Source organism: Virgibacillus carmonensis, assembly GCF_057836705.1.
The window spans coordinates 92,860-104,533 of sequence record NZ_JBYQFJ010000012.1 but is presented as its reverse complement, the minus strand read 5'-3'; the positions used below and the strand labels follow the sequence as shown (position 1 = coordinate 104,533).

Annotated in this window: 7 protein-coding genes; 6 read left to right on the top strand and 1 reads right to left on the bottom strand. The window is 39.3% G+C overall.

The features are described from left to right. Positions 1-131 precede the first annotated feature (131 nt). Positions 132-440 carry a DUF3892 domain-containing protein gene (locus AC3G7N_RS11570; RefSeq protein ID WP_489422308.1) on the top strand — a complete coding sequence of 103 codons (309 nt, stop codon included), beginning with the start codon at positions 132-134 and terminating at the stop codon, positions 438-440. A 522-nt stretch (positions 441-962) separates the two neighbouring features. Here AC3G7N_RS11570 and AC3G7N_RS11565 read toward each other — a convergent pair. After that, positions 963-2,012, bottom strand: a complete 1,050-nt coding sequence (locus tag AC3G7N_RS11565; protein WP_489422307.1) for an FUSC family protein — start codon at positions 2,010-2,012, stop codon at positions 963-965. A gap of 438 nt (positions 2,013-2,450) precedes the next feature. Here AC3G7N_RS11565 and AC3G7N_RS11560 point away from each other — a divergent pair, with 438 nt between their 5' ends. The 5 genes from AC3G7N_RS11560 to csaB all read left to right on the top strand — a co-directional run bounded on the left by AC3G7N_RS11560 (position 2,451) and on the right by csaB (position 11,486). Then, positions 2,451-5,852 (top strand): phosphodiester glycosidase family protein, encoded by a 3,402-nt coding sequence (locus AC3G7N_RS11560; protein ID WP_489422306.1) that lies wholly within the window; start codon positions 2,451-2,453, stop codon positions 5,850-5,852. A gap of 317 nt (positions 5,853-6,169) precedes the next feature. Continuing rightward, positions 6,170-6,901, top strand: a complete 732-nt coding sequence (locus AC3G7N_RS11555) for a WecB/TagA/CpsF family glycosyltransferase (protein WP_489422305.1) — start codon at positions 6,170-6,172, stop codon at positions 6,899-6,901. After that, positions 6,898-8,463 carry a putative polysaccharide biosynthesis protein gene (locus AC3G7N_RS11550; RefSeq protein ID WP_489422304.1) on the top strand — a complete coding sequence of 522 codons (1,566 nt, stop codon included), beginning with the start codon at positions 6,898-6,900 and terminating at the stop codon, positions 8,461-8,463. Before AC3G7N_RS11555 ends, AC3G7N_RS11550 begins: the two co-directional genes overlap by 4 nt. A gap of 30 nt (positions 8,464-8,493) precedes the next feature. Further along, complete coding sequence (locus AC3G7N_RS11545; protein ID WP_489422303.1) at positions 8,494-10,407, top strand: DUF5693 family protein; 1,914 nt, start codon at positions 8,494-8,496, stop codon at positions 10,405-10,407. After that, the gene (csaB, locus tag AC3G7N_RS11540) at positions 10,407-11,486 is read left to right on the top strand and encodes a polysaccharide pyruvyl transferase CsaB (protein ID WP_489422302.1); all 1,080 of its coding nucleotides are present in this window, start codon (positions 10,407-10,409) and stop codon (positions 11,484-11,486) included. Before AC3G7N_RS11545 ends, csaB begins: the two co-directional genes overlap by 1 nt. Positions 11,487-11,674 lie beyond the last annotated feature (188 nt).

Here is an 11,674-nt window from a genome sequence, read left to right as displayed (position 1 = left end):
CGGAGCCTTCCAGGGCATACGGCAATTAACGGGCGCTTGCGCTTTTCTTAACTGTTTGATCATGGATTAATTCCTGGCATAACACCAACATCCCCCGAGCATACTAAGCATAAGTTTGGGAGGTGTTTTTTGTGGATACGAATGATTTTGAAAAAATATATAATGATTACAAGCATCAAGGCGAAGATCCAGCTCAACATCAACCTGAAGCAGAACCAGGCCAGGAACAAATAGTTGCAGTCCGTAAAAAGGATGATGGTGATATCATTGCTTTTAAAACAGCAAGCGGAAGAGAACTGGACTACCTGACGGCCCTGGATGAGGCAAAAGCAGGAAAGCTTGCTCATGTAGATGTATTCCATAAGTATGGCAGGGATATTATCCGCAGTGAGCCGGATGGTATAAAAGAAAACAACTTGGATAATCTTGACAGTTTTTAATTACTCAACCTTCGCACATGATAATCAAGATGCATTCAATACACTGTAGTACTTGTAGCACTTGAACTATGGTACTTGATACGAATTACAAATATGTATTTTTGTAAATTTGTTACTATTTACTTTGTCCTAACTGATACAAAATGCGACACTGAGGCAAGTTTAATTGCGCACCTTAGGCCAACGCTTCAGCTTCCTCGGAAGCACAAACCACTTCCTCTGGGATCTTCAGCTGTTGCTTTTCTAAGCAGAAGTCGACTTCCCTCCACTCCAATTAAACGCCACGTTAGCGGAAGAAATACACGAAGACTCCTGCGGGAAAGCGTAGTGAATTTCTGGAGCGGAATGTTAAGTAGTATTTTATATATTTTGTGTCAACTACAACAATGGATTGAGGACTTATTCAACTGCATCAGGGAGCGCCTACTTATTTCAGTCTGCAAGAGTTGAGTTAATTAGAAATGTGATTGTTCTCAAGTCGTAAGCAAGCCCAGATTCCTTTCGAGGTTCTGGGCTTAATTATTAATCGTTTTTCCCTTTTAATTTTTTGATTCGTACAAATCTTTCCAGCTTATCCAGCTCGAAAAAAAGTTCAATGATACTGTTTGCAATCGGGAAGACAAAATTCCATTTATAGAGTTCCGCACCCTGTAATTCCTCGATGAGCGTATTGATGGTTACTTGCATCGCTGCTTTTGTTTCCTTCTGAAGATCCATATTAAGAATGATTTTGTTCTCATATACTAGCAATATATTTTCACTGTAGCTGTTTATTTCTTTTACAAGTTTTTTTATTAAGTAAGATTTATCACCTGGAATGGCCTCGATTTCCTTGATGTTTTTCTCTAACTGCCGAATCAATGTTTGCTTTTTACTAAGCACCCGGATCATATGCTTGTAAATGATTATGTTCCTGTAAAAGCTTCTTCGGTTTTTAATGAAAATACGACTTCTCTCATCCGATATGATTTCATAATAATCCTGTGCCTCGTTGATTAATTTCTCTACTTCCCTGTCCTCTTGTTTCATCTGCGGAATGCTCATCGTTTCCTTTGGTAACACGCGCAACAGAAAGTTCATTTTGTCGCTGGCTTTTTTGATCATGTTAAACAGGTTTTTCTGATGATCTGGGGGATAAACGGTCATGTTAATAATAAAGGCAGAAAACACCCCAATGGTAACCAAAGATAATCGATTGATTACGTAGATAAGGCTTAACCCGTCATCGTTGCCCAACATCAGGGTGATGATCGTCAGAACCGTCAGGCTTATCGTTTTGTGCAGGCCAAGCTTGATGCTAATCGCAATGGAAATGATAACAACCATCCCAACAGAGAGCGGATGATTTCCAAGTAGAAAAATACCTAGCATGGCAAGAAGAAGGCCAACACCATTTGTGATAACGACCTCTTTTATATAATTATATGACCGCATAACGGAAGGCTGCATAGCCAAAACAGCAGCAATGGCCGCCACAATTTCCAGTTCGAGTTCAAGCATACCTGTAATAAGTAACGTCAATGCAACAGCAAGGCCAGTTTTTACCATGCGTGGCCCGATATTAAATTCCATGTTTTGCACCTCTATATTCTAGAATAAAATAGTCATCCTATCGCTCAGGAGGGCTTATATAGTTATTCATATGCGGAAATTTCATGTAGAGACCTTAAATGAAAGTGGAAAGACTTTTTTACATTCTATTAATATATTGGCAATCTAACGGTAATATGGCACTAGTATTTTTTTGAGTACTAATAACTATTCATGTTTTTAGAATATTCAGGTATAGTTAATCTATTAACAAGATTATCTGTCATTAATAGAATTTTTTTTAGGAATTCAATCCTCACTTGCTAGCTTTATTGAAAGCGATTTCAACAGAATCTTATAAACTATTACAAAAAATTTATATTCACTTCATATTCCTTTGATAGCGTATTTAGTGAATAAAGAGGAGGGAGGGTTTTCGTTACGACAGGTAAGTTATTTAATTATGGGAGGGGAATTGTAATGAATCAAAAATGGTGGATACGAAGTTTACTGGTTTTTATCATAGTTTTGGTATCAATCGTTCCTGCTGTACATGCAGATACGGTGTCCAGTCCTGTACCTGATGTACGATCATCATCTGATCGTACAGAGCCTGAGATAACTGTCGGTTCGGATGGGGAAACAATTGTTTCTAAGGAAGAGACCACAACGATAGGTCCGGGAATCGAACTGACAACGTTCGAACGTTTTGATGCCCGCGGCTGGATAAATGGAGAAATCTTGACAGTGGATCTAGCAAATGATCAAAGTTCAACGGATCTGCTTTTTCCAGGTAAAATCTCTGATGCGATGCCAGTGTCTGAAATGGTCGAGTCAGCTGGTGCTATCGGCGGTGTGAACGGGGACTTTTTTGATATTAATCGTACAGATGCACCGCTCGGAACAGCCATTAAAGGCGGTACGCTATTAAAAAGCCCACAAGGTTCGCACACATTGACAGCTGGAGTTGATGAGCAGGGTGTAGGAAGAATCACAGATATTTTTCTGGCAGGCAACGTAACATTACCAACCGGTGAATACCCGCTGGCAGCACTTAACCAATATGCCATTCCAGTAAACGGAATTGGTCTATACACCTCTGTCTGGGGGGAAGCACAGCGTTCAACAAGCGGGAAAGATGTGTATGAAGTGACTGTCCATAATGGCAAGGTTACAGCTGTTGCTGAGGGTGCTGGGAAAGGTGAAATGGAGAAAAATACAATGGTGCTTGTAGGTCGTGAACAAGGTGCTGATAGATTAAGAGAACTTTCAGTTGGTGATGATGTCACGGTTGATTACAAACCGGCAGTCGATGGGGATTCGCTGATGGATTTTGCGGTCGGCGGGAATGTCATTCTGGTTGAAAATGGACAAGTTCCTGTCGGGCTGGATGACAGTACGACTGCACCGCGGACGTCTGTCGGATTCTCTGAGGATGGAAAAACGATGATCCTCGCGGCAATTGATGGCCGTCAAGTGGACAGCCGTGGAATGACCTATAAAGAACTGGCAGAATTTATGAAGGAACATGGCGTCTATTCAGCTTTAAATATTGATGGCGGAGGTTCTACCACAATGGTGGCTCGGAAAGTGGGCAAGGAAGATGCCGAAGTGGTCAATGCACCGTCTGACGGGGAAGAGCGGAAAGTACCTAATGGGATTGGTATTTTTGCAGAAGCGGGAAGTGGTGATCTGGCAGGCTTTTCAGTTGAAACGTTAATGGACGCTGAAAACAGTGACCGTGTTTTTCCCGAACTAAGCAGAACGTTTGTCGGGCTAGGTCACGATGAAAATTATTCGCCGGTGGACGTCGACGGCATTTCCTGGCAGGCCATACCGGCTAAGGTCGGCTCTTTTGAGGAGAATGGCACTTTTTACGCGGAAAAATCTGGAACTGCTGTAGCACAGGCAGAAATTAAATCTAAAAAAGGAACAATACCACTGACTGTGCTTGGTGAGTTGAACCGGATTGAGGCGACAACATCACATCTCGTGCTTGAAATGGGCAGTAAGAGCACTTTTTCCGTGACTGGTTACGATAAACACGGGTATTCTGCTCCAATTGAGCCACGGGATATCAAATTAGACTATGATGACTCGGTTATTTCAATTGAAGAAAATCAGGATGGAAGTTTTACCGTACAGCCAAAACAGGACGGGGCGGCGACTATAATTACCATCCAGGTGCTGGATCATGACATACAAGTTCCTGCGACAATCGGCCTGTCAAAAGAAGTGGTGTCCAATTTTGAAAACATGTCGGGATGGACTTCTACCGGCTATCCATTCAGTGTCGGGGCTTCGCTGGAACTTTCTGAAGGTAGGAATGGAAACGGCCTTCAGTTGAACTATGACTTTACGAAAACGACAGCAACGCGTGCCGCTTACCTGCAGGCCTCACCGCTGCTCGAGCTTCCTGGAGAGGTCCAAAAAATTGGTTTATGGGTAAACGGTGATGGTAACGGAGCCTGGCTGCGCGCCGTTATTGAAGATGATTCCGGAACCAGATATACACTGAATTTAGCGGATGAAGTGGACTGGACAGGCTGGAAATACATTGAAACAACGTTACCGGAGGGGATTCAATATCCGGTGAAATTATGGCGTATCTACCCGGTTGAAACAAATGGCGATGAACTATATACCGGACAGCTGATAGTTGATGATCTGACAGTCGAGGTTCCACCATCTGTCGAGATGCCTGAAGTGGAAGCGGTTAAGCCGGATTCATTAGTCATTCAAAATGATACGATAAGCGAGGACCGCTGGAAATTTGCTGTTCTTGCTGACAGTCAGTTTACAGCAGATTCACCTAACAGCCGTGCAGCGAAAATGGCTCGTGAATCACTTCGTCAAATTGTCCAGGAGAATCCTGATTTTCTGGTTATAAATGGTGATCTTGTTGATTCGGGATGGGCTGAAGATTTTGAGTATGCCAAACAAGTATTGGAAGAAGAAGTTGGGAATGAAATACCGATTTATTACATTCCGGGAAACCATGAAATTGCTGGGCCAGGAACACTGGATAACTTCATGGAAGCGTTTGGGGAAAATCGTTACAGCTTTGACCATGAGGGAACACGGTTTATTCTGCTTGATTCGTCAACAGGCAGTTTCAGGACAAGTGATTTCGATCAATTGATTGAACTGAAAGAAACATTGCAGGAAGCGAAGTCAGATCCTGGCATCAACAATGTTGTTGTTTTCGGCCATCATCCGACGAGGGATCCACTGCCAACTGACAACAGTCAGCTCCAGGATCGTAAAGAAGCTGACTTGGTCGAGAAATGGCTCACTGAATTCCGCCAGGATTCGGATGGAAAAGGTGCCATCTATATCAGTGGTCATGCTCATACAGTTAATATTGATCGCGTAGAGGGTGTGCCGTATATGGTTGTCGGCTCTAGCGGAAAATCCCCATATGGACCACCTGATGCAGGCGGATTTTATGCCTGGACGCTTTTTGGAGTTGATCCGACACCTGTACCTGACAAAGCACATGGTCCGGAGCGTGGTTCAAAGAACAGCAGTGTCTACGGCCAGGAATGGATCGAAGCAGAGGTCCGGCCGATAGTAGAGTCGATTACACTTAACGCACCAGAAGCAATCAATATTGGTCAAACGGTGACGGTTGGCGCGACAGGTCATCAGTCCGGCAATTTAGACTTTCCACTTCGCTATCCGGCATCTGTCACATGGGATGGAAGCGATAATGTCTTTATCGGTAAGGGAAGTGAACTCGAACGCGCTAAAAAATCAGGGAAGTATGCAGCAGTTTTCAATACATCAACCAAAGAAGTAACAGCCCTTACTGCTGATGAGATCTCGCTGATCGTTTCCGCCAATAATGTGGAGGCAGACCAGACAATCATCATTCAATAACGATTAAAAAAAGGAGCCGGTAAACCGGTACAAGCTGTCGGGAAAATCTCCCGACAGCTTGTTTTTTTGATGTGCCTTTATCTTTTCACTTCAATCATTTGCTATAAATAATAGTTGTCTCCATTGAAGAACGTGTACTACAAAATTTCTGCTGTTGATTTATTAAAGTTGTTAAGAATTCTATTATTAATTCTCGATAGTTAACGGGATTTACATTAAATTTACAGAAAATTAACACAGAATGGATTGTTACTTCCTAGTGTTTATTATATCATTAACTGTGTTGATGTTTGATTTTAAAGGAGTTAAATTACCTTATGAAACAAGTAACTATTATGGGTGTTCCGTTTTTACATATAGATCAAAAGTCTTTCATTTCATTACTGGATAAACATATCCGGTTAAATGAAAAGACATTTGTTATAACTGCAAATCCTGAAGTTGTAATGAAAGCCCATGAAGATATAAATTTTATGAAGCTTGTTCATGACGCTACTTATATAACAGCTGACGGAATCGGTATAGTTAAGGCGGCTCAACTGCTTAATGATCCCTTGCCAGGGCGCGTAACAGGGTACGATACGATGATGCAGTTATTAGAAATAGCCAACGAAAAACAATATAAAGTTTTTTTGCTTGGTGGTCAAAAAGAAATTGTACAGAAGGCTAGAGATAACATTGCAAATGACTATCCTGGTGTGGAAATTGTCGGTTTTCATGATGGTTTTTTTGATTGGAAACACAATGATATTGCAAAAAATATATCAAATTTAAAGCCTGATCTTACCTTTGTGGCATTAGGAGTTCCACGACAGGAAAAATGGATTTCTGAAAACCAGTCAACATTTAAACAAGGCGTATTCATTGGTGTTGGTGGAAGTTTTGATGTGATTGCTGGAACGGTGCAACGGGCGCCAACTTTTTGGCGGAAATTAAACTTAGAGTGGTTATATCGTATAGCAAATCAACCTAGTAGGTGGAAGCGCGCATTAGCACTCCCGCGTTTTTCCATTCACATTATCAAACAGAAAGTAAAGGGATCTTTATGAGTAAGTCAACATTTGTAAAAAGTACATTAATTTTATCTGTTGCCACTTTGCTTTCAAAGCTATTAGGAAGTATATTCCGTATCCCACTACAGAACATTGCCGGGGATGAAGTACTTGGTATATTCAGTCTTGTGTATCCTGTTTATATGGTAGCTTTAATTTTGTCTGTGGCAGGTATACCTATTGCTATTTCTAAGCTTATCGCAGAATCCAGGTCAAAAAACGACCGTACAACTATCAGGGATATATATATAACAGCAAGCATTTTAGCTATTTTATTCGGTGTTATAAGTTTTTCGTTACTATACAGTTTTTCCTCATCAATGGCTGCTGCATTGGGAGGGCCGGGAACGCGGATTGCTCTTATAGTTGTGGGTGGAACTTTATTAGTCGCTCCATACATGGCTGTTTATCGAGGCTTCTTCCAAGGCTTTGAAGATATGAGACCTACCGCAATTTCGCAAGTAATCGAACAATTTGTCAGGGTCGGATTCATTCTATTCGTTGCCTATTATTTAGTAAGTAAAGACTTCTCCAATGAAATTGTAGCTGGAGGTGTCATGGCTGGTTCAGTTGTTGGGGCAATTGTTTCTCTTCTTTATCTACGAATAAAATATAATCGATCTCATATAAAGTTACCATCAGTTGAAAAGTATTCTTACCAGACATTTACTAACTGGAGTAAAACAATATTAAAAGTGTCCATTCCTATAGCTATTGGCACAATTACAATGGCATTATTGAATTTCGTTGATTCTTTCACCATCTCTTATGGATTGAAGACTGCAGGGATTGAAACAAGTACTATTAATTATTTATATGGAATATATGGACGCGGTCTTTCTTTGGTACAAATTGCAACTGTACTTGCTACCTCTATCGTTCTTCCTTTAATTCCATTGATTACAACTAGACTAACAGCGAAAAATTACAGCAAGACACGTGAAGTTATCGAAAAGACGTATAGGGTAACGCATCTTACTTCCTGGCCAGCTGCGACGGGTCTTCTAGCCTTGACATTACCACTAAATCTGGCATTATTTACAAATTTAGAAGGTAGCTCAACACTTGCAATTTTAGGTTTTAGTTCAGTGTTTACCTCGTTGACTATATTAGGTACAGGGATTTTACAAGGAATGAATTTAGCTAATCGGGCAGCAATTATAATTATAGTTGGCGTTGTGTTAAAGACTTTTTCGAACATTTATTTCATACAGCTATTCGGATTAAATGGCGCAGCATTTTCGACATTATTTGTTTATGTCATCTTGTTTGCTATAAACAGCTTTTATATTTTTAAACAGTTGTCATTTAAAATTGCCAATGTCGAGACATTCAAGATGATTTTCGCTTCATTTACAATGGGCGCGTTTATCGGAATTCCAACTTTGTTCTTAAGTTTGGAGCATTGGACAAGAATCCAAGCAATGTCTTATGTGATCATAGCAATTCTCTTCGGAAGTGGATTCTATTTTATACAACTATATTTAATGAAGGTAATAGATAACAATTCAATCAGAAATCTGCCTTATGTTGGGAAATTGATGAATAAACTTTTATAAAAGAAGTGTTTAGAAGGGAATGAAATAATATTGATTAAGCGCCAATGGCTTTGGATTATTATTGTTTTATTAGTACTCATCTCTCTACCAGGATTATATGACAGATGGCAGACAGAGGTTAAAAATAACACATATGAACTAGTCGCCCCTTATCAGGAAATAGTTAGTATAACAGCAGATAGCGCTATAACGATAAATCAAGCACTTTTTTCTTTGAAAGAGTCTGGGTTACATACAGTAAGTATAAGCCCCATCACATTAGACACGTTGGAAAAGCAAGAAATAATCACTATATATGGTCAAGAAGAACTGGAAAAAATCTTGATCTTTAGTAAGCAAAAAGATGATTACAAACAGAAACAAAATGGATTTTATATGACAATACCGAAAGATCCGTATTACGTTGATAAAATAAATGAGAACTTTGATCCAATTAAGGTAACGAGTAACGATCAATCCCTATATTTTATTCCTGATGAAGATGGCACGTTGCGTAAATCTAACATTGGATACGATAAGAAAACTATCAAACAAGTAAAACAACATAATCTTAACTATATGTTAAGGGTTGAGAATGTAACGAACGAAACGACAGATGGTGAGGTAACAAATAGTGCGATTAACGAACGTACAATTAAAAGGTTGATTGATTTGAAAGATGAGGATGTTTCTAATCTTTTGTTTTCAGGTCAAGAAGTAATCGGGTATCCGAACCTTCAAAAGGTTGAAAAATGGACTAAACAACTCAACGAAGCTGGCTATGGTTTTTATACAATAGAATTTGTTAACCAAAAAGCTATCCAGACAGTTGCTAGGGAATTGAATTACGATATCATTAGACTCCATAGTTTAACTCTTGGTAACGAACCTTTCAAGGAGAGTGTTGATCGAGCAGTCAGAGCTGTAAAAGAACGTAACATACGGACTATTTTTTTTCACTTACCAAAAGGCGAAGCAGTGGAAAGCTTGGAAAGCGCTTCTGCTTTTATAGAAACAGTAAATGAAGAAATGCCTAGCCAATTCACTCTTGGTACACCAGAACCTTTCAAGCAACTATACGCACCTGACTGGATTAAAGCTGTCGCACTTTTAGCAGGTATCTTATTCACTTTTATAGCAGCAGAGGTTATGAATAAAAAAAAGATAAGAATAGCTTCAGTTGTATTCATGTTTTTACTGGCAGCATCTTATTTCCTTTTACAAAATCTATTGTTTTTAAAAGCTTTTGCATTGGTAATTGCCGTTATTACGCCGATTTATGCCATCATCTCCTCTAGTGATGGGACCACCAATATCAGGGGGATTACAAGTCGATATGCAAAAGCCATCGGAATAAGTTTTGTTGGTATTGCCATCGTATTGAGTCTATTGAATGGAAATGCATTTATTACAGGGAGTGAATTATTCAGGGGGGTTAAGTTAGTTTACATCGCTCCCATTTTGTTTTTACTATTTTATTTAGTGTTAAGTAAACGATACGATCCTATGAATGCTGAAAGGGCAATTAATATCTTAAGGTCCCCAGTGAAGTATTGGCACATCATAGTCATCATTTTCATTGGATTTGTTGCCTTTTATTATATTAACCGGACAGGTAATACGGGGTCAGTCAGTGAACTGGAATTACTGATACGTCATAAATTAGAAGCATTATATGTAAGACCAAGGACAAAAGAATTTTTGATTGGTTTTCCTATTTATATGGTGGCTCTTTATACAATGGGCATTAGTAAAAAGTGGGGGAGATTCTTACTCATCCCTGGAATAATAGGATTTTTATCAATCATGAACACATTCACACATTTCCACATCCCGTTATATATTTCTTTATTACGAACAGCCTATAGTATCGTAATAGGTTATATCATTGGTCTATTTCTCATTTATTTAGTTAAAGTCTGTCTCCTGTACATTCCTAAATATATTAAAACGAGGTGGTCCTGATGCACGTTGTATTATCTGGTTATTACGGCTTTGGGAATGTGGGAGACGAAGCAATATTACTCTCTATTATTCAGGCGCTGAGAGAATTAAATCCAGAATTAAAGATTACCATACTTTCAAACAACCCTGCGTCAACGAAAGAAACCTATCACGTTGACGCGGTAAATAGATGGAACATAAGAGAAATCACACATGTGATAAAAGAAGCAGATGGCCTTATAAGTGGAGGTGGGAGTCTTTTACAGGATGAAACTGGGATCAAATCCATTCCGTACTATACTGGCATAATGAAAATCGCTAAATGGTACAAAAAACCTGTATTCATCTATTCACAAGGAATGGGACCTATAAAAAAGGGTCTTAGTAAACGGTTGGTCAGAAATACATTAAATAGCGTTGGTACTATTACTGTCCGCGATGGGGATTCAAAAGCTCTTTTGGAAAAAATCGGTGTTAAGAATTCTATCACTGTTGTTCCTGATCCGGTATTAGGTCTTAATGGGAGTACATTTGATAGCAAATGGATGAAAGACCAACAGATAAATGAGCCTTTTATAACTGTAAGTGTCAGGGATTGGCCAACTAAAACGGAATTTAAAAAGAAGATTGCTTATTCTTTGGATCAATTAGCTCTAAATGGTAACATTATTGTCCTTGTCCCTATGCATGGAAAACAAGATGAGGTTGCATCCAAGGATATTACGGATTTAATGAATCAAAAAAGCATTATAACTCCTGGTGATTTATCTACTGAAGAGAAAATGTCTATAATTGGTCAATCAAAATTATTAATTGGAATGCGACTACATTCTCTTATTTTTGCTGCTGTTAACAATGTCCCATTCGTCGCTATATCGTATGATCCTAAAATTGATGCTTTTGCATCTATTTTTGAACAGCCAGTAGCCTGTCATGTAGTTAATGATGATTGGGATGGAGGATTAATTCTTGACAAGGTTAATCGTATTTTCATAAATGAGATCGTACAACGTGAATTACTTAAAAACAAAGCGAAACAATATCAAAGAGAAGCAATGGGAACTCCAAAGTTAGCTTTAGAGTTGTTTTCAAAGAGCTAATAGACTTCTACTTTGAGTGTAGGTTAACTTAACTCAAAAAAGAGACCATTTTTTATGAGGCCACTGAAAAAGTTAAATATAGACAAAATATATGGATCTACCATCGCATCTTCGAATATACTACGCTTTCCGCGGGTGAGTGTCAAGCCTCCTCGGACTGCCGTCCTGCGGGGTCTCGCCGATCTCTT

Bases quoted from the DNA above. Each gene is read 5' to 3' on its own strand.
- AC3G7N_RS11565 (WP_489422307.1), bottom strand. From the start codon at position 2,012: ATGGAATTTAATATCGGGCCACGCATGGTAAAAACTGGCCTTGCTGTT.
- AC3G7N_RS11560 (WP_489422306.1), top strand. From the start codon at position 2,451: ATGAATCAAAAATGGTGGATACGAAGTTTACTGGTTTTTATCATAGTT.
- AC3G7N_RS11555 (WP_489422305.1), top strand. From the start codon at position 6,170: ATGAAACAAGTAACTATTATGGGTGTTCCGTTTTTACATATAGATCAA.
- AC3G7N_RS11550 (WP_489422304.1), top strand. From the start codon at position 6,898: ATGAGTAAGTCAACATTTGTAAAAAGTACATTAATTTTATCTGTTGCC.
- csaB (WP_489422302.1), top strand. From the start codon at position 10,407: ATGCACGTTGTATTATCTGGTTATTACGGCTTTGGGAATGTGGGAGAC.